Raw genomic sequence first — 17,589 nt, 5'->3', positions numbered from 1 at the left:
AGCCCGCTTGACCGCCCCTGCGCCTGGTCAGCCCGTGACCGTGCCGCTCTACCAGACGTCCAACTTCCGGTTCGAAAGCCCGCAAGAGCTGACCAGGGCCATGTCAGATCCGGACTCCTTCGCCTACAGCGGGTACGGCAACCCGACCAACCGAGCGCTTGAGCAAGCCATGGCCGACTTGGAACAGGGCGAGAAAGCGCTGGTCACAGCGTCGGGATCGAGCGCGCTCAGCACCGTACTGCAGACGATCTTGCGCCACGGCGACCACATCATCGCCCAGAAGGCGCTCTACGGCGGCACAGTCGCGATGTTCAACCACCTCGCCGACCGATGGGGTATCGAAGTCACCTATGTCGACGGCGTCGACCCGGCCGAGGTGAGCACGGCACTGCGGCCAAGCACCAAGCTGCTGTTCCTGGAGACGATCGCGAACCCGATCGGGCACGTGCCGGACCTGCCCGCGCTGGCCGCCGAGGCCAAGCAGAACGGCCTGCTCACCGCGGTCGACAGCACGTTCGCCACTCCCCTGCTGTGCCGGCCGATCGAACACGGCGCCGACATCGTGATCCACTCGGCGACCAAGTACCTGGGCGGTCATCACGACGTGGTCGGCGGTGTCGCCGTGTTCGCCGACGAAGCCCTTTACCGGCAAGCCTGGAAGCACGCGATCAACCTCGGCGTGGTCGCAGACCCGTTCGCGGCATGGCTGATCATCCGTGGCCTCAAGACATTGCCGCTCAGGGTCAACCGTGCCTGCGAGAGCGCCGCCATGCTGGCGGAACGCATGGCGGCGCATCCAGCGGTGTCCGCAGTGCACTATCCGGGCCTGCCGACACACGCCAGTCATGCCAGGGCGACCAAACTGCTGAGCGGTTACGGCGCCATCATCGCGACCGAAGTCACCGACGCACAGCAGTTCATGGGCAACCTGGAACTGATCATGAACGCGTCTTCCCTCGGTGGCACGGAAACCACCGTCATGCACCCGGCGACCACGTCCCACCGGCACCTGACCGCCGACGAGCTACGGACCGCCGGTGTCAGCCAGAACATGGTCAGGATCGCCGTGGGTGTCGAACATCCCGACGACCTGTGGGCCGACATCGAGCAAGCGCTCAGTCCAGCGCGGACATCACGTGCTTGATCCTGGTGTAGTCCTCGAGGCCGTACATGGACAGGTCCTTGCCGTAGCCTGAGTGCTTGAAGCCACCGTGCGGCATCTCGGCCACCATCGGGATGTGCGTGTTGATCCACACGCAGCCGAAGTCCAGCCGCCGGGACATCCGCATCGCGGTGGCGTGATCGCGCGTCCACACCGATGAGGCCAGGCCGTAGCGCACGCCGTTGGCCAACCGCACGGCCTCGGCCTCGTCGGTGAACTCCTGCACGGTGATGACCGGGCCGAACACTTCATCGGTGACGATCTCGTCGCCTTGGTTCAGGCCGGAAACCACCGTCGGCGCGTAGAAGTAGCCACGCTCGCCGACCGCCGATCCTCCACTGTGGATGGTTGCGGCATCCGGAAGGCGGTCGATGAAGCCGCTGACCCGGGCGAGCTGGGATGCGTTGTTCAGTGCGCCGTAGTAGACGTCCTCGTCGGGCCCGCCGGTTCGGGTTTCCTTGGCGGCCTCGGCAAGAGCAGCGACAAAATCGTCGTGTACGCCCGCGCCCGCGATCACCCGGGTCGCGGCGGTGCAGTCCTGGCCACCGTTGAAGTACCCGGCCGCAGCGATTGCCTTTGCGGCCGCGGCGATGTCGGCGTCGTCGAACACCACGACCGGAGCTTTGCCGCCCAGTTCAAGGTGTACGCGCTTCACATCAGCCGCGGCGGCGCCCGCGACCTCGATGCCGGCGCGTTCCGAGCCGGTGATCGACACCATCTGCGGCGTGGGGTGCGTGACCAGGGATCGGCCGGTGTCCCGGTCACCGCAGACGATGTTGAGCACGCCAGGCGGCAGGAACTCCGCGGCCAGCTCGGCCAGCATCACTGTGGTCGCCGGTGTGGTGTCCGACGGCTTGAGTACCAAGGTGTTCCCGGCGGCGATCGCGGGCGCGATCTTCCATATCGCCATCATCAGCGGATAGTTCCAGGGCGTGACCTGCGCGCAGACGCCGACGGGCTCGCGACGGACGTACGAGGTGAAGCCGCTCAGGTACTCCCCGGCCGACTTGCCTTCCAGTACGCGGGCCGCGCCTGCGAAGAACCGGATCTGGTCGACCGCGACCGGCAGCTCCTCGACCCGGGTCACGGCCATCGGCTTGCCGGTGTTCTCGCCTTCACGCTGGACGAACTCCTCGGACCGCGCCTCCAGGGCGTCGGCGATTCGCAGCAACGCCAGCTGGCGTTCCGCCGGAGTGGTGTCCCGCCAGGTCTCGAACGCGGTCCCGGCCGCAGCGAACGCGACGTCCACATCGGACTGACCGGACAGCGGGGAGGTCGCGTAGACCTCGCCGGTCGCCGGGTTGACGATGTCGAGCGTCCGCCCGTCGGCCGCGTCGGCGTGCTTGCCGTTGACGAAGTTGCGGAAGACTTGCTTGTCAGACAACAGAATCTCCGGTGATGTCATTCGGTCGGAACGGTGACGACCCAGCGGTCCGCTGGTCGCGGGCGAAGGTAGGCCACCCAGTACACGGTAGCCGCGACGAGCACCCCGAGCGTGATCAGCAGATCGAGCGGCGCCTGCTGAGCCACGACGTAAAGCAGGACAAGCGCGATCAAAACAGGCAGCACCGGCCAACCCGCCATTCGCCACGCAGGCTTGCCGCGGTGCTCGCCCCGGCGCCCTGTCAACGTGGCGATGGCGACGCCCAGGTAGAGCGCGGCGACCACGACGCTGGTGACGCCGCTGAGCGTCTCCACTGGCACGAAACACAGCACAGCGCCGCCGATACCAACGACCAATGTGGACACCCATGGCGACGAGAACCGGTTGCTGACCGTACTGAATGCGCGATTCACAACCTCCGGCCAGGCGCGGTCACGGGCGGAGGCGTACAGCACGCGGGAGTTCTGGATGACCATGACGATCACCGCGTTGATGATCGCCAACGCGATGCTGAGGCTGACGAACACGCCGACCCCGGTGTTGCTCCAGCCGGTGACCATCGCCGCGATGTCGCCGCCGGTGAGCGTCGTGATATCCGGCGCTCCCAACGTGATCGCGATGACGGGGATGATCACCACCAACGCGCCGATGCCGAGCGTCCACAGAACGGTCCGGACGACCGTGCGGCGTGGGTTGTGCATCTCCTCGGACAGGTAGACAGCGGTGGTGAACCCTTGCAGGACAAACAGCGCGACGGCTAGCCCGGCGATGATCGTGACCGTGCTGAGCGGCTCGACCGGGTCGGTGACGGTGGGGTTGACCAGCACGGAGGCCGGGCGCTGTGCGTTGCCGAAGCCGAGGAACGCCACCACGGCGATCGCGACTATCTCCAGAACCAGGAAGATGCCGGTAATCCAGGCGTTGGCACGCAGGTTGAGCAGGCCCATCAGGGTTCCCAGCAGCATGACGACCGCCCCCGCGACCCGCGGATCCACGTCCATCACGGAATGCAGGTAGTCCGCCGTGCCCAACGCGATGACCGGCGGAATGATCAACACGATGATGAACGACAGCACGAACATCATCCAGCCGGCGAACCTCCCGGCGACGATGCCCACCATCGCGTATTCACCACCGGCGCTGGGCACGAGCGTGCCTAACTCCGCGTAACACAAGGCCACGCCGATACAGAGCAACGCGGCCAGCGCGATGGTCAACGCTGTCCCGGTGCCGGTTTCGCCGAGCAGCGGAGGCACTACCACGAACAGCGAAGACGCCGGAGTCAGACAACTCAACGTCAACAGCGTTCCCCCGAACACGCCGATCGATCTGGTCAGCCGCCGCGGCTCGGTGGGGACGAGCGCGGCCTTGGCGGGAGTCGCCGTATCGGTCATCCATACTCTCCTCGCCTCACGTCACCGTGGTGTGACGCATAAAACAACGCGGATACCGCAATGTCAACGGCCTATCGCCGACGAAATCCGTTGTTTACGTCGCGACACGTCCCGGATCCGCCGGACCGGCGAGCCTTTCTGACCGACCGGTCATAATGCCAGCGTGAACCGGAAGAACACGGCACCAGAGCGGACAGCGGCCCCTCTGCTCGACGACATCGCCAAACAGATCATCGAGCAGCTGCAGCAGGACGGCCGGATGCCGTACTCGACGATAGGAAAGATCGTCGGGCTGTCCGAAGCCGCGGTCCGCCAGCGGGTGCAGCGACTGGCCGACGCCGGCGTGATCCAGATCGTCGCGGTGACCGATCCGATGCAGGTCGGGCTGTTCCGCCAGGCGATGATCGCGATCAACGTGGCCGGCCCGATCGAGCCCGTCGCCGACGCGCTCGCCGAGATGGACGAGATCGACTACGTGGTGGTCTGCGCGGGCCGGTTCGACATCCTCTGCGAGGTCATCTGCACCGACGACGCCAGCCTGCTCGAGCTGATCTCCACCCGGATCCGCGCGATCCCCGGCGTGCGCAACGCGGAGACCCTCGTCTACCTGAAGCTGCGCAAGCAGTCCTATCAGTGGGGCACTCGGTGACTACGGAATCCGTAGTTTGATCACGGTCTGAATACCGGAAACATCGGTCGCAAGGGTGATTTACTTGCGTATCCGTAGCGAGTGTGCGATAAAGCAGGCATGACCGCCTACGACGCCGCCGACCTGGCCCGATCCGCGAGTGAGCACCTGTGGATGCACTTCACGCGCCACTCCACCTTCGCTGACACGCCGCCGCCGGTGATCGTGCGCGGCGAGGGCGCCTACGTCTTCGACGCCGAAGGCAAGCGCTACCTCGACGGCCTCGCAGGCCTGTTCGCGGTGCAGGTCGGCCACGGCCGCGAGGAACTCGCGCAGGCAGCCGCCGAGCAGACGCGTCAACTGGGCTACTTCCCGTTGTGGGGCACGGCCCACCCGAAAGCGGTCGAGTTGGCCGAGCGTTTGGCCGCGTCCGCACCGGGTGACATCAACCGGGTCTTCTTCACGGTGAGCGGCGGCGAGTCCGTCGAGACGGCGTGGAAGCTGGCCAAGCAGTACTTCAAGCTGACCGGCAAACCCACCAAGCACAAGGTGATCAGCCGCTCGCTCGCGTACCACGGGACGTCGCAGGGCGCACTGTCCATCACGGGCATCCCGGCGGCCAAACAGGACTTCGAACCGTTGGTGCCCAGTGCGATCAAGGTGCCGAACACCAACATCTACCGCGCACCGGTGTTCGGCGACGACCCTGAGGCGTACGGCCGTTGGGCCGCCGACCAGATCGCCGCGGCGATCGAGATGGAAGGCCCGGACACGGTCGCGGCGGTTTTCCTTGAGCCGGTGCAGAACACCGGCGGGTGTTTCGTGCCACCGCCTGGCTATTTCCAGCGAGTGCGCGAGATCTGCGACCAGTACGACGTTCTGCTGGTGTCCGATGAGGTCATCTGCGCGTTCGGCCGTCTGGGACACGACTTCGGCGCCAAGCGGTACGGTTACCAGCCCGACATCATCACCGTCGCCAAAGGACTGACGTCCGGATACGCCCCGCTGGGCGCGGTCCTGGTCAGCGACCGGCTGATGGAGCCGTATCTCCAAGGCACGACAACATTCCTGCACGGCTCGACGTATGGCGGACACCCGGTGTCGTGTGCCGTCGCCATTGCGAACCTGGATCTGATGGAGAACGAGGGGATCTACGACCACGTGCTGTCCAATGAGGCAGCTTTCCGGTCCACGTTGGACAAACTGAGTGACTTGCCGATCGTCGGCGACGTCCGTGGCGCCGGGTTCTTCTACGGCATCGAGCTGGTGAAGGACAAGGAAACCAAGGAGACCTTCAGCGCCGAGGAGTCCGAGCGCGTGTTGCGCGGCTTCCTCTCCAGTGCCCTGTTCGACGCCGGGCTTTACTGCCGTGCCGACGACCGCGCCGAGCCGGTGATCCAGTTCTCGCCCCCGCTGATCTGCGACCAGCAGCAGTTCGACGAGATCGAGCAGATCCTGCGCAAGGTGCTCACCGAGGCGTGGCACCTGCTCTGACTTGGCGCCGCCCGAAGGGGGCGATGAACGGGCACTCCCGAACTGCCGCCCCTTCGGGAGAGAGAATCACCGTCACGCGTCGTTACCTTGTCGGACAGGTAATTCCGGCAAGGGGGTGGCGCACTGTCCAGCCTGACAACGGCAACATCGTCGGACTACCAGGCGATAGTCCGGCGGGTGCTGGGCACCGAGGCTCCCGGGTGGACACTCCAGGACGGGGCAACGTGGTGCATGGTGACGCCTGCCCTGCACACACACCGCAGGCAGGGCTGGAAACTGCACGTTTCGGCGATCGCCTCGACGGCCCACCACGTCCTCGAAGCCGTGACACCGATCCTGGCCGAACACCGTTGTGCGTTCAAGTTCGCTTCCTGCCCGCGGGTTCTCATCGACCTGACCGGCGTGCGGGCGCCGCGTGCCCAGTCAGGCAAGTTCCTCACCGTCTATCCCACTGACGACGACCAGCTGCGTGAGCTGGCTCAGCGCCTGCACGAGGCAACGATCGGCCTGGCTGGACCGGCCATCCTGTCCGATCGGCGCTATCGGCCGGACAGCGTCGTGCACTACCGCTACGGCAGCTTCACGTCCGCTCGCGAACTGAACGACGAAGGCTTCTACGAGGGGCAGCTGCTGGCTCCCGACGGCAGCTTCGTCCCAGACAAGCGCAATCCGTGGTTCTCGCCTCCCGAATGGGCGGTGCCGCCGTTCGAGCAGTCTGCCCGAAACGGCGGCACCGGCCGACCTGTGCTGCTCGCAGGCCGTTATCTGGTCCGTGAGGCAATTCGGCACGCCAACCGGGGCGGGGTCTACCGGGCTGAGGACCAGCGCACGGGCGAGGCGGTGCTGATCAAGGAGGCGCGCCCGCACATCGGCGCGGGGACCAGCGACGGCGACGCCCGGGACTGGCTGCGGTATGAGGCGCACGTGCTGAGCAAACTCGCTCCGCTCGGGGTGACGCCGGCGGTGCGAGAGGTCTTCGAGTCCAGTGGCCATGTCTTCCTTGTCGAGGACCTGATCGAGGGCACGAGCCTGACCGAGTGGTCGATCGACCAGGCGACGCGCAACGGCGCGCGCATGCCACTGGAGCTGATGTGGCGGCTGGCCCGTGACCTCACCCGGCTTGTGGCACAGGCACACGCCGCCGGATTCGTCGTACGGGATCTCAAGCCCAGCAACGTGATGATGACGCCACGGAACGAGCCGGTGCTGATCGATCTGGAATGCGCGGTCGAGCTCGGTGCCGCCGTCCATGTCAGGGGCACGGCCGGGTTCACCGCGCCCGAACACCTCGCTGCCGCCGACGGTGTCAAGGCCGGGCCCGAAGTGGACTGCTTCAGCATCGGCGCGACACTGCTGCACACCGCGACGGGAATCAATCCGGTGCTGGCCGAGGACACCGAGCCAGTCAGGCCGGTCGCTGACCGGCTCGCCGCGATCGTCGGCGCCGCGGCGCCGGAACATCCGGCGCTGCGTGCCCTCGCCCCGCTGGTCATCGGCATGACCGCGGACGTGCCGGATCGGTGGCCGCTGGACAAGGCCGTCGCATTTCTCAGTGCCAAGCCAGATGTAGCCGCTGTCGAGGCTCCCGCACTGAATGGTGTCGCCAACCGGTTGTCGCGTGACGGGTTTGCTTATCTGGCCGAAACCATCGACGTGAATGCCGAATACCTGTGGCCCCGTGGCCGTGGCGTGCCTGCGGGCGATCCCTGCAATGTCCAGCTCGGTGCCGGTGGAGTGCTCGCGGTGCTCGACCGTGCCGTCCGGACAGGGGCGCATCCCGAGGTCGAACCCGTGCTGCGGAGTGCGGCCGAGTGGTTGGGACGACGACTGACCCAACCTGACCGGATCCTTCCTGGCCTCCACTTTGGACGGTCCGGCGCAGTGTGGGCGTTGTATGACGCGGCAAGGACGCTCGGTGACACCGCGCTGGCCGACCAGGCCACCGCGTATGCCCTGCGCATTCCGTTGGACTGGTCCAATCCCGACATCTGCCACGGGCTGGCCGGCGCTGGTCTTGCCCAGGTGCACCTCTGGTGGGCGACTGGGGATCGACGGTTCGCCGACCGAGCCACGGAATGCGCGGATCGAGTGCTCCGTCTACTCGAGAACTCGGCGAGCGGTGTGGAATGGCCGCTGGAACATCGCCGGGAGCTCGCCGGATGCCCGAGTTACGGCTTCGGACACGGAATAGCGGGCGTTGCCACGTTCCTGCTCATCGCCGGGCGCGCACTGGACTGGCCTGAACTGGTGGACATCGCGGCGTCCGGCGGCCATGCGTTGTGCGCGGTGGCCGAGCGCGACGGGGAATTGGTGTTGTGGCCCAAAGGGCCTGGTCGTACTGAGCGGATGGGCCTGACACTGTGGTGCCATGGCGCCAGCGGCATCGGCACCTTCCTGATCCGGCTGTGGCAGGCGACCGGTGAACAGGTGTTCCTCGATCACGCCGAGCGAGCCGCCCGCGTGGTCCATCGGGATCGCTGGCGGCACAGCCCCAGTACGTGCCACGGCGTCGCGGGCAATGCGCAGTTGTTGCTCGATGTCGCCGACGCGACTGGCGAGGCGCAGTACAGGTATTGGGCGGAGGAAGCGGTGGTGTGCCTCGCGACGCGAGCCACCCGGCGTGCCGACCGGTTGCTGGTACCCGACGAGACATTGCGCGAAGTCCAGGCCAGCTACCAAGTCGGCTTGTCCGGGGCGCTGGATTTCCTGCTCCGCCTCGAATACGGCGGTGGCCGAGCGTGGCTGCCGGACTTCGAGTGACCTTGAGGAGGTGAGAGCGAGATGCAGAGTGACGTCCTTGAACTCCAGACGCTGCCGGAGACCGACACCGAGCAGTTGAACCCGGTGATGTGCTGCGACACCGACTGGACCAGCGGTTCGTGCACCGATCCGCCGCGCTGTAAGGAATAACGGCGGCGCTGTTCTGCGCGGCCACCTGTCGCGCGGCCGCGCAGAACCCGGCTCCATCGATCACGGAGAACCATGATCACGCTCGACGCCATCACCGCACTCGTCGGCGAGCCGCGTCCGGCGCCGCAGTGCGTCCGGCCTGCCCTCGCTGACGGCGGGCCTGGTCTCGTGCTGGCCTTCAACCAGCTCGATCGCTGCCTGCCGGGGCAGGGCTGGCGTGCCATGGCCGAGAACTATCTCGACGCGACCGTCGCGGGCGTCCACCGGCTCGGTGGGCTCGGCGCGTCACCGGGAATGTATGGCGGGCTTGCCGGAGTCGCCTTCGCCGCGTGGATGCTGGCGCGGGACGTGCCGGACATACACGAAAGCGTGGTACGGCAAGCCATCGCACGATCTCGCGCACTTGGTGGCGGCAGTCAACGCGAGGTCGACCTCATCTCCGGACTGACCGGAACTGGCGCGTACATGCTGTGCCGACGTGACGAACCGGCGCTCGCGACCGTGTTGACAGCGCTGGCCGCTGCGAGTGCGGACCTTCCGCCAGGTATGGCCCACGGCAGCTCCGGCCCGCTTGCCTTGCTTTGTTTGGCCGAAAGGGCAGGCGTGCGCGTCCCGGGACAGCGGGACGCCATTGCCACGCTGGCTTTGCAGCACGCCGTCGAGATGCCAGGGACAACGTGGTGCCGTGGCAGCGCCGGTATGGCCCGCGCGCTGTGGCACGCGGGGATTTCCCTTGGTGACCCGGACATGTGCGATCGTGCGGTGTCAACGGTCAAAGCCGCACACCGTCAGGGCGCGACGCCGGACGTCGGCCTCTGCCACGGAAGGGCCGGCCTGCTTCAGGTCACCTTCCGGTTCGCCTCGGACACCGGCGATCCTGAGCTCGTCGCGGCCATGCCGAAGCTCGCAGCCGAGCTCGTGACGTCCGCGCCCGATGAGCCGGGTTTCCTCGACGGCACAGCAGGTGTGGTGCTCGCACTGCTCGCCGCCGTCGCACCGGAGCCGCCGGACTGGGACCGCGCGCTGCTGCTGTCGTGAGGAGGGACATGGACACCGAAGTGTTGATCGCCGGGGCCGGACCGACCGGCCTCGTGCTGGCGATCGAGCTGGCTCGGCGCGGCGTCGACGTGCGGATAGTCGACAAGGTCGATGCGTATCCGACGAGCTCACGCGGCGACGCGCTGGTCCCCCGGACGTTGACTGTCTTCGACGATCTCGGCGTCCTCGACGAGGTCTTGGCAGCAGGTCACGCGAAGTACCCGGTACAGACCTACCGCGATGGCGCGCTGTCGCATCGTCGGGAGAGGATCACGCACACCGGGCAACGTCCGAATATGTGGTTGCTGGGTCAGGCCAGAACCGAACAGCTGCTCCGGGACCGGCTCGCCGCGCTCGGTGTGCGGGTTCAGCTGGGAACCGCTGTGACCGGTTTGTCCCAAGACGCCCAAGCGGTGACGGTGCGTCTAAACGGCGAGGAGATACGTGCCGCTTACCTCGTCGGCGCCGACGGTGGAAAGAGCTTTGTGCGTCACGTACTCGGCGTGCCGTTTCCGGGCACGACCGACGAAACGGTCCGAATGTTGATCTGCGATGTCGAGATCGACGGATTGGACACGACGTGCGCGCATTGGTTCGCGCAGGGGCTCGCGCTCGTGCCCGTTTCCGGCCAGCCACCGCTGTTCCAACTGCGGGCACCACTCGGTGCGGACGCCCCGCAAACCACACACTCGGGCGTACAAGCCCTGCTGGACAGCCGTTGCGGCGCCGGCGAAGTCCGCCTGCGCGACCTCAGGTGGTCGACCGTGCTGCGGTCCAATCTCCGTGTCGCGGAACGCTTCCGGATCGGCCGTGTCTTCCTCGCCGGTGACGCCGCACATGTCCATCCGCCCACCGGAAGTTACGGGCTCAACACCGGTGTCGAGGACGCGTACAACCTTGGCTGGAAACTCGCCACCGCACTGTCCAATTCGGAATGCGTGGCGTTGCTGGACAGCTACCACCAGGAGCGGCACAGGGTCGCGAGTCAGATCCATACCATGATCACCGGTCTGACGCGGACTTACGCCAGCGGTGACAAAGTACCGCCGGAGCTCGACCTGAGTTACCGTCATAGCCCACTGTCGGTTGACGAACGCGCCAAACCAGGAACCCTGCGTGCCGGTGACCGTGCTCCAGACGCACTCGTCCAGGCCCGCGACGGGCGCCTGACTCGGCTGTTCGAGCTCTTCCACGGCACGCATGCCACTGTGCTGGCCTTCGGACAGGAATCCGCGGATCCGCCGAACTGGCCGGGTGAAGTACGCACGTACAGCGTGTTCCCGCCCGGTTTCGGCGGAGAGTTCACCGATCACGAAGGACAGGCCTTCGGCGCTTACGACGTGCTCCCCGCAACGCAGGTGCTGGTTCGCCCGGACGGCTACGTCGCGGCGATCCGTTCGGTGCGTTCTTCGGTGTCCTCCAACACGATCCGGCCGAGCCGGTCGTAGGTCTCGGGTTTGGCCTTGCGCAGGTAGAGCGCGCCGAGGACACCGGCTGCGAACACTCCCGCGACGATCCACGGGATCGCGGCGAACAAAGTGGACCGCGCCGCTGGGCCTGCCGCCGCGTCAGCGTTGTCGAACAACAGCCAGACAACGGTGATCATGCCTGCGCCGCCGAGCAAGGGAGCCAACAGAGTCGTCAGCTTGTTGCCGCCGCGCCGCCAGAAGTAGCCCACCACGGCGAACGAGCACAGTGCCTGCACGATCAGGATCGCCATTGTGCCCAGCAATGCCATCAGGGTGTACAGGCCGAGGTAAGGATCCTGCCCGGAGAGGCTGAACAGGGCCACGATCACGACCGCGATTCCGGTCTGGGTGAAGGAAGCCACGAACGGCGAGCCGTGCTTCGGGTGGGTCCGGCCGAGTGGCCGCCAGATCAGGCCCTCGCGTCCCAACGCGTAGAGGTACCGTGCGGCGCACTGGTGGAATGCCATGCCGCACGCGAAAGAACCGGTGATCATCAGCCATTGGAAGGCAACCACGGCCCAGTGACCAACCGTTTGTTCGGTGGGGGCGAAGAACAGATCCAGCGGGCTCTTGGCCGCCAGTGCGACCGACTCGTCAAGGCCGTTGCCCGCGATCGCCATCCACGACACGAAAACGTAGAACAGTCCGATGCCGACCACCGCGACGAGTGTCGCGATGGGAATGATCTTCTTCGGGTTGCGGGACTCCTCGCCGTACATCGCCGTCGACTCGAAGCCGACCCATGACCAGAAGGCCATGAACAAGCCGAATCCCGCCGCTGCTCCGCCGAACGCCGCCGTCGGTTCGACCGGATCGAGCGGGATGCCGTCGGGTCCGCCGCCGTGGAACAACACTCCGAATGCCATCAGTGCCAGCACAGCGATCTCGGCGATGAGGAAAACGCCGAGGACCTTGGCGGCCAGGTGGATGTCGAAATAGGACAACGCCGCCGTCACCGCCAGCATGATCGCCGCGTAGAGCTGCCACGGCAGGTCGAGACCCAGCTGGGCGTTGATCGTGGTGTCCGCGAAGTACGCGAAGATGCCCACGATCGACGCCTCGAACACGATGTACGCCAGCACCGCCAATAGCCCGCTGGCCAATCCCATCACCCGGCCCAGGCCGTGGGAGATGAAGCCGTAGAACGCGCCCGCCGAGGTGATCCGGCGCGCCATCGCGACGAATCCGATGCTGAAGACCGTCAGCACGACAGTCGCGAAAATGTAACCGGCCGGTGCGCCGATACCGTTTCCGAACGCGACTGCCACCGGGACATTGCCTGTCATCGCGGTGATCGGTGCCGCAGTGGCCACCGCCATGAACACCACACCGAGCAGGCCGACCGAATTGGGCTTGAGCCGGTCCACTTCCCCTCCTCTAACCGAGGATTTCCGCGGCGGCGCGGGCACCGCTTTCGGCCGCACCGTTCATATATCCCTGGTAGTCCACCGAGGTGTGTTCACCGGCGATGTGGATGTTTCCTTGTCGCATTCCTTCGTAACCGGCATAGCGATGGCAGTAGCCGATCGGATAGCAGCTGTAGGCGCCGTACGAGTCCGGGTTCAGATGCCATGCGGCCAGCGTTGCCTTGCCGGTCCAGTCCTGGGCCACGCCGGGAATGACTTTGCCGAACTGGTCGAGGTTCTGCCGGACCGCTGCCCGCACGTACGCGTTGCCCGAATCCAGGAACGGCCGCGACGGGCGGAACCGCAGGGCACCATCGCCGCCGCCGTACTGGACCGCGATGCCCTTCGTGCCCGCTTGTCCTGCTGTCGCATCCCAGATCTGCTGGTAGCCAAGGTCGGTGAAGCTGGCACCGTTGGAGATCCCCGGCCACACACCACGGCCCAGCCAGTCGCGTTCCCGGAACTGCATGTTGAGTTTCGTGCAGTAGCCCATGTGCAGCTCACTGATCGCACGTTTCATCCTGGCGTCGAAACCTGCGCGCCGGTAGTCGATGTGTTTCAGCACGCCGAGTGGCACGGCCAGGATCGTGTGATCCGCTGTGACCGTCTTGCCGCCCTCGAACGTCAGGGTTTGACTGCCGTCGGTATTGCGCTTGATGGCTTCAAGTCGCCAACCGTGTTCGATCGTGCCCTTGGGCAACGCGGCCGCGATCGCTTCGGGCAGCCGCTGGTTTCCGCCGGTGATGTGGTAGCGCTCGTCGGACGCGCCCCAGACGTTCGGGTTTTCCAGATCGCTCTGGTCGATCATCATGTAGACCAGGTTGACCGCGGTCTGCTCGTCGGCTTGCCTGCCGTATTCGACGACATATGCCTCTTCGAGGAACCGGGCGAGCCAGCCGTCGGGCACGCGTGTCGCGATCCATTCGGCCACGCTCATGTTGCTCAGTGCCGTCGCGGCGGGTGTGGTCGCGTCCCATGTCGGTGCGTCCGGCGCGTTCTCGACGTCCGCCTCGAGCGCTTTGTAGACCGGCCGGAAGTCTTCGACGAACTCCTTGTGCGAGCGGTACCGGCCGTCGAAGAACAGCACGTCCTTGCCGTCTTTCGGCGCGGCGGCACGGACATCGGTCAGCCCGAGGCCAAAGCGGACGCACAGGTCCCGCACAGCTTCGTGGTCGGTGTCGATGAACTCGCCGCCGTGCTCGGCGATCTGCCCAGCGTCCCAGTACGTGCGCTCTGAGAACATCCGGCCGCCGACTCGGTCGCTCGCCTCGTACACCGTGGACTTCACGCCCGCGTCGGCGAGGGTCAGCGCGGCGTTGAGCCCGGCGAGCCCGGCGCCGATGATCGCGACCTTGGGATGTGTCGCGGCACTGGCGGGTCTCGGCAGGCCGAGCATCGCGGCGCCTGCCAGCACACCACCGATTTTCAGGACATCGCGACGGCTGATCGTGCGCGCTTCGGCAGCACGCGCCAGCCGCGCCTCGCGGTGTTCGAGCACAGGCATGCCAAGTCGCTCGGCTACAGCATGGTCCACCGCAACCTGACGCACGAAGCGGAACATCTCTGTACGCGGCATGGCGAAGATGCAACAGCACGAATCTCGCACTGTCAACGCCCGATTGCGACGAAATCCGTTGCCAAAGTCAACTGCGAGGATGAATTACCTCGGTTGAAGGCCGAGCCGTTCACCGAGCCTGCCGATCCAGGCCGCGACGTCATCCGCGGCACGGTCGGGCAAACCGAACACGACCTCTGTGACGCCAATGGACGCCAAGTGCGCCAACCGATCCGGATCAGGCCGCCCGCCCAGCGCGACGACCTCCGGCGCACCGCGGCGCCCGGCGTCCCGCCAGATCGCCTGCAGCGTGGCCACTTGGTCGGTTATGTCCACTTCGTACGGCGTGGTGATCCAGCCGTCGGCCGACCGCGCGATCCATGTGAAGGTCTTCTCGGTACCGCCGGCGCCGATCAGCACCGGGATGTGCGCCTGCGCCGGTTTCGGCCACGCCCAGCTCGGACCGAACGACACGAACTCACCCGCGTAGCTGGCCTCCTCGTCAGTCCACAGTGCACGCATGGCTTCCAGGTACTCACGCAGGACGGTCCGGCGTTTCGCACCGGGAACGCCGTGGTCAGTGAGTTCGTCCACGTTCCAGCCGAACCCCGCACCCAGGGTCACCCGACCGCCGGACAAGTGGTCGAGACTGGCAATTGTTTTGGCCAGCGTGATGGGATCGCTCTCAACCGGGAGGGCCACCGCGGTCGCCAGCCTGATCCGAGTGGTCACCGAGGCCGCGGTCGCGAGCGCGACCCACGGATCGAGGGTCCGCATGTAGCGGTCGTCCGGAAGCGACGAATCGCCGGTGTGCGGATGCGGCGACTCCCGTTTGACCGGGATGTGCGTATGTTCCGGCACATAGAAGGAATCCAGGCCGGCCCGCTCGGCGGCAGCCGCCGCCACCGCGGGCGCGATGCCACGGTCACTGGTGAACAGCACGATCCCATACCGCACACCAGGCAGAGTATTAGAACACGTTTCAGTTTCGCAATGCCCGCTATGCCAAGCAGCAAGGGTCGCGACTGGAACGTGTTCTTTCAGATCTCATCCCTGGCGGGGTCGTGGTACTGGCCGAAGAACGCCGACTCGTCCAGTACCTGCAACCTGCCGCGGCCGAAGACCAGGAACCCGGTCGGCCGAAGTTCGTGCTCGCCTTCGTGATCACCCAGCACGCCCACCGGGCCGGCTTTGCCATCCCGGATGGCGAAGTCGACGTCCGGCGGGACAAGGCCTTGCTCCCGCAACCTGTCGACCCAGGCATCGATCTCCGGCAACACAGCCGGATCGGTGTAGCACGCGGCCCGCACAGGCGTCGGCCACGGCTGGTAGATCCTGATCACTCGACTGCGCATGTCCGCCATTCCCCGTCGGCTCGCGAGCACGGTAAGACCGACGGAGAACTTATCACAGGTTCGAACACATGTTCGAACGAGAACGTCAGACGGCGACGGACTTCGGGTGTTCGTCCGCGCGCGCACCGGCCAGCAGGCCGAGGCGTTCGGCCGCGGCACCGGCCTGGAAACGGTTGTCCGCCTGGAGCATCTGGTACAGGCTGGAGATCCGGCGAGCCAGAGTCCGTGGCGCGAGCGACATCCGGCGGGCGATCGCGGTGTCCGGCAGGCCAGTGGCGAGCAAGCGCAGCAATTCCCGCTGTTCCCGGTCGAGAACGACAACACGTGGAGTGGTAGAGGGCTTCATTTCGGTACGGCTCCCGATACGGCGGTCGGTAGGACGCCTGGTGTGATGCCAGCGCCGACATCACACCAGGCCGTGCCTCATACGCTGCCCGGTGCCGAAGGGGGCATCGGCACCGAGTTGTGAGCAGATACGAGCCCTGCCCTCATATCTGTTCGGTAAAGCGTTTCTTGAGGCTGTCACACCCCATCGCAGTGCGACAAGAACGACGCTACACCCGCAAAGGCGGCCAGCAAGGCGTTCGGCCTGGAGTTTTCGCGCAGTGTGTGGTGACCATTCGGGCATCGGGCCAGGATGGATGTCGAGAGTGGACAGTCCATGATGGTTTATGGACCCAGAATGGACCATGACGAGAGGAGACAACTCATGCGGTTAGCCGCACTCGCCGGCGCGGTGCTCACCACGGTCGCTTTGTCGGCGACCACAGCCAACGCCACTCCCCCCAGCGGGGTCACTGGGACAATCATCAGCAAGACGACCGCCGGTGGCAAGGATTACATTCTCAGGGAGATCACCCTGGCCGCGGGCGGAACGACTGGCTGGCACCACCACGAGGGGACGCTCTACGCCCTGGTACGCAGCGGAACACTGACGCACAACAAGGCGGACTGCTCGATCGACGGCATCTACGAGCCCGGCTCGGTGTTCGTCGAGCCCGCCGGACAGAGCAACATCCACGTCGGCCGCAACCTAGGAAAAACACCAGTGGTGCTGGACGTCCTGTACGTCCTGCCGGAAGGTGCGCCGCTGTCGGTGGACGAACCGAACCCCGGCTGCGACTTCCAGTAGCCGCCTGGTTTTCGGCCAATCGTCATCCGGCTTGACCATCACCGGACTTGTCCTTGACGAACGCTTTGACCGAAACCCTGTGAAGCACGCGTGAAGCCGGTGCGTCTCTCGCATCGGCTTCAGCTAGCGAAAATCGGGCGCAAGGACACCGCGACCGCGTGCCGGTGCAGTTCGTCCAGCGAGTGAACGATGTCGTCGAGGCGCCAGATCCCGCACAGCATCGTCGGCCGCCAGAGCTCCACCGTCGCGTGCAACTGGCCCAGAATCTGCTCGGTCAGCAGGTCCAGCTGCGGGCGTACTTCGGTCGCCAGATCAGGCGTGCGAGCCGGCCGCTGGTCCGGGTGCCGTTCCCATCGTTTGAACAGTCCATTTTGGACGACCTTGCTCGCCTCGATCTGCGCGCGGAAGAACCCGGCCGGTGGCCCCGAGGGCATGCCTCGGCGCACTGACTCGGCCACGACGGCGTCGAGGATCTGCTGTTCCCGCACCGGGTCGTCAATCTGCTGACCCGTGCCGAACTTCGCGGCCGCGACCAGATCGCTGAGCATCACCCTCCGCACCGCCAGCTCGGCGAGCGGGCCGAAGGGATCCACAGGTCCGATGGCCAAGCCGCCCATCGCCTACCCCGCACTGCCCAACCTGGTCACGTACCCCATGAAATC

General features: G+C 66.1%; 16 protein-coding genes. 8 read left to right on the top strand and 8 right to left on the bottom strand.

Annotated elements, in window-relative coordinates:
• Positions 1-7: 7 nt before the first annotated feature.
• Positions 8-1,144, top strand: coding sequence for a trans-sulfuration enzyme family protein (locus tag B9C43_RS27610; RefSeq protein ID WP_200825715.1), 1,137 nt, complete (start codon positions 8-10; stop codon positions 1,142-1,144).
• Here B9C43_RS27610 and B9C43_RS27605 read toward each other — a convergent pair.
• The gene (locus B9C43_RS27605; protein ID WP_200825714.1) at positions 1,116-2,567 is read right to left on the bottom strand and encodes a gamma-aminobutyraldehyde dehydrogenase; all 1,452 of its coding nucleotides are present in this window, start codon (positions 2,565-2,567) and stop codon (positions 1,116-1,118) included. The genes B9C43_RS27610 and B9C43_RS27605 overlap by 29 nt on opposite strands.
• On the bottom strand, positions 2,564-3,940 hold the full coding sequence (locus tag B9C43_RS27600) for an APC family permease (RefSeq protein WP_084429936.1): 1,377 nt from the start codon (positions 3,938-3,940) through the stop codon (positions 2,564-2,566). Before B9C43_RS27600 ends, B9C43_RS27605 begins: the two co-directional genes overlap by 4 nt.
• A gap of 163 nt (positions 3,941-4,103) precedes the next feature.
• On the opposite strand from B9C43_RS27600, the gene B9C43_RS27595 reads away from it, so the two are divergent.
• From B9C43_RS27595 to B9C43_RS27575, 6 genes are all read left to right on the top strand, one after another.
• Positions 4,104-4,589, top strand: a complete 486-nt coding sequence (locus tag B9C43_RS27595; RefSeq protein ID WP_033387786.1) for an Lrp/AsnC family transcriptional regulator — start codon at positions 4,104-4,106, stop codon at positions 4,587-4,589.
• A 99-nt stretch (positions 4,590-4,688) separates the two neighbouring features.
• On the top strand, positions 4,689-6,062 hold the full coding sequence (locus tag B9C43_RS27590; protein WP_084429935.1) for an aspartate aminotransferase family protein: 1,374 nt from the start codon (positions 4,689-4,691) through the stop codon (positions 6,060-6,062).
• 177 nt (positions 6,063-6,239) lie between these two features.
• Positions 6,240-8,822: a class IV lanthionine synthetase LanL gene (lanL, locus tag B9C43_RS27585; RefSeq protein ID WP_200825713.1), complete on the top strand. Its 2,583-nt coding sequence runs from the start codon at positions 6,240-6,242 to the stop codon at positions 8,820-8,822.
• Positions 8,823-8,843: 21 nt separating this feature from the next.
• Positions 8,844-8,972 (top strand): hypothetical protein, encoded by a 129-nt coding sequence (locus B9C43_RS59660; RefSeq protein WP_268811593.1) that lies wholly within the window; start codon positions 8,844-8,846, stop codon positions 8,970-8,972.
• Between the two features lie 72 nt (positions 8,973-9,044).
• On the top strand, positions 9,045-10,010 hold the full coding sequence (locus B9C43_RS27580; protein WP_084429933.1) for a lanthionine synthetase C family protein: 966 nt from the start codon (positions 9,045-9,047) through the stop codon (positions 10,008-10,010).
• Positions 10,011-10,018: 8 nt separating this feature from the next.
• Positions 10,019-11,458: an FAD-dependent monooxygenase gene (locus tag B9C43_RS27575; RefSeq protein ID WP_084429932.1), complete on the top strand. Its 1,440-nt coding sequence runs from the start codon at positions 10,019-10,021 to the stop codon at positions 11,456-11,458.
• Here B9C43_RS27575 and B9C43_RS27570 read toward each other — a convergent pair.
• The 5 genes from B9C43_RS27570 to B9C43_RS27550 all read right to left on the bottom strand — a co-directional run bounded on the left by B9C43_RS27570 (position 11,389) and on the right by B9C43_RS27550 (position 16,141).
• Positions 11,389-12,846 (bottom strand): APC family permease, encoded by a 1,458-nt coding sequence (locus B9C43_RS27570; RefSeq protein WP_084429931.1) that lies wholly within the window; start codon positions 12,844-12,846, stop codon positions 11,389-11,391. The genes B9C43_RS27575 and B9C43_RS27570 overlap by 70 nt on opposite strands.
• Before the next feature lie 10 nt (positions 12,847-12,856).
• Positions 12,857-14,461 (bottom strand): flavin monoamine oxidase family protein, encoded by a 1,605-nt coding sequence (locus tag B9C43_RS27565; protein ID WP_084429930.1) that lies wholly within the window; start codon positions 14,459-14,461, stop codon positions 12,857-12,859.
• Positions 14,462-14,545: 84 nt separating this feature from the next.
• A complete protein-coding gene (locus B9C43_RS27560; RefSeq protein WP_084429929.1) occupies positions 14,546-15,397 on the bottom strand; it encodes an LLM class F420-dependent oxidoreductase in 852 nt (283 codons plus the stop codon).
• A gap of 83 nt (positions 15,398-15,480) precedes the next feature.
• Positions 15,481-15,795, bottom strand: a complete 315-nt coding sequence (locus B9C43_RS27555; protein ID WP_143446636.1) for a hypothetical protein — start codon at positions 15,793-15,795, stop codon at positions 15,481-15,483.
• A gap of 85 nt (positions 15,796-15,880) precedes the next feature.
• Complete coding sequence (locus tag B9C43_RS27550) at positions 15,881-16,141, bottom strand: LuxR C-terminal-related transcriptional regulator (protein WP_037267227.1); 261 nt, start codon at positions 16,139-16,141, stop codon at positions 15,881-15,883.
• Positions 16,142-16,504: 363 nt separating this feature from the next.
• Between B9C43_RS27550 and B9C43_RS27545 the strand changes: the two genes are divergently transcribed.
• A complete protein-coding gene (locus B9C43_RS27545; protein WP_084429927.1) occupies positions 16,505-16,927 on the top strand; it encodes a cupin domain-containing protein in 423 nt (140 codons plus the stop codon).
• A gap of 119 nt (positions 16,928-17,046) precedes the next feature.
• On the opposite strand, the gene aroQ is transcribed toward B9C43_RS27545, so the two are convergent.
• A complete protein-coding gene (gene aroQ / locus B9C43_RS27540; RefSeq protein WP_084429926.1) occupies positions 17,047-17,544 on the bottom strand; it encodes a gamma subclass chorismate mutase AroQ in 498 nt (165 codons plus the stop codon).
• Positions 17,545-17,589: the final 45 nt, after the last annotated feature.

Origin of the sequence: Kibdelosporangium aridum, assembly GCF_900176515.1 — a bacterium.
Classification (GTDB): domain Bacteria; phylum Actinomycetota; class Actinomycetes; order Mycobacteriales; family Pseudonocardiaceae; genus Kibdelosporangium; species Kibdelosporangium aridum.
The sequence above is the reverse complement of the archived record's forward strand: the minus strand, read 5'-3'. Positions and strand labels throughout refer to the sequence as shown.

Excerpts from the sequence above, each read along its gene's own strand:
- B9C43_RS59660 (WP_268811593.1), top strand. The coding sequence starts at position 8,844 with ATGCAGAGTGACGTCCTTGAACTCCAGACGCTGCCGGAGACCGACACC.
- B9C43_RS27565 (WP_084429930.1), bottom strand. The coding sequence starts at position 14,461 with ATGCCGCGTACAGAGATGTTCCGCTTCGTGCGTCAGGTTGCGGTGGAC.
- B9C43_RS27600 (WP_084429936.1), bottom strand. The coding sequence starts at position 3,940 with ATGACCGATACGGCGACTCCCGCCAAGGCCGCGCTCGTCCCCACCGAG.
- B9C43_RS27605 (WP_200825714.1), bottom strand. The coding sequence starts at position 2,567 with ATGACATCACCGGAGATTCTGTTGTCTGACAAGCAAGTCTTCCGCAAC.
- B9C43_RS27590 (WP_084429935.1), top strand. The coding sequence starts at position 4,689 with ATGACCGCCTACGACGCCGCCGACCTGGCCCGATCCGCGAGTGAGCAC.
- B9C43_RS27545 (WP_084429927.1), top strand. The coding sequence starts at position 16,505 with ATGCGGTTAGCCGCACTCGCCGGCGCGGTGCTCACCACGGTCGCTTTG.
- B9C43_RS27550 (WP_037267227.1), bottom strand. The coding sequence starts at position 16,141 with ATGAAGCCCTCTACCACTCCACGTGTTGTCGTTCTCGACCGGGAACAG.
- B9C43_RS27580 (WP_084429933.1), top strand. The coding sequence starts at position 9,045 with ATGATCACGCTCGACGCCATCACCGCACTCGTCGGCGAGCCGCGTCCG.
- aroQ (WP_084429926.1), bottom strand. The coding sequence starts at position 17,544 with ATGGGCGGCTTGGCCATCGGACCTGTGGATCCCTTCGGCCCGCTCGCC.
- B9C43_RS27555 (WP_143446636.1), bottom strand. The coding sequence starts at position 15,795 with ATGCGCAGTCGAGTGATCAGGATCTACCAGCCGTGGCCGACGCCTGTG.
- B9C43_RS27575 (WP_084429932.1), top strand. The coding sequence starts at position 10,019 with ATGGACACCGAAGTGTTGATCGCCGGGGCCGGACCGACCGGCCTCGTG.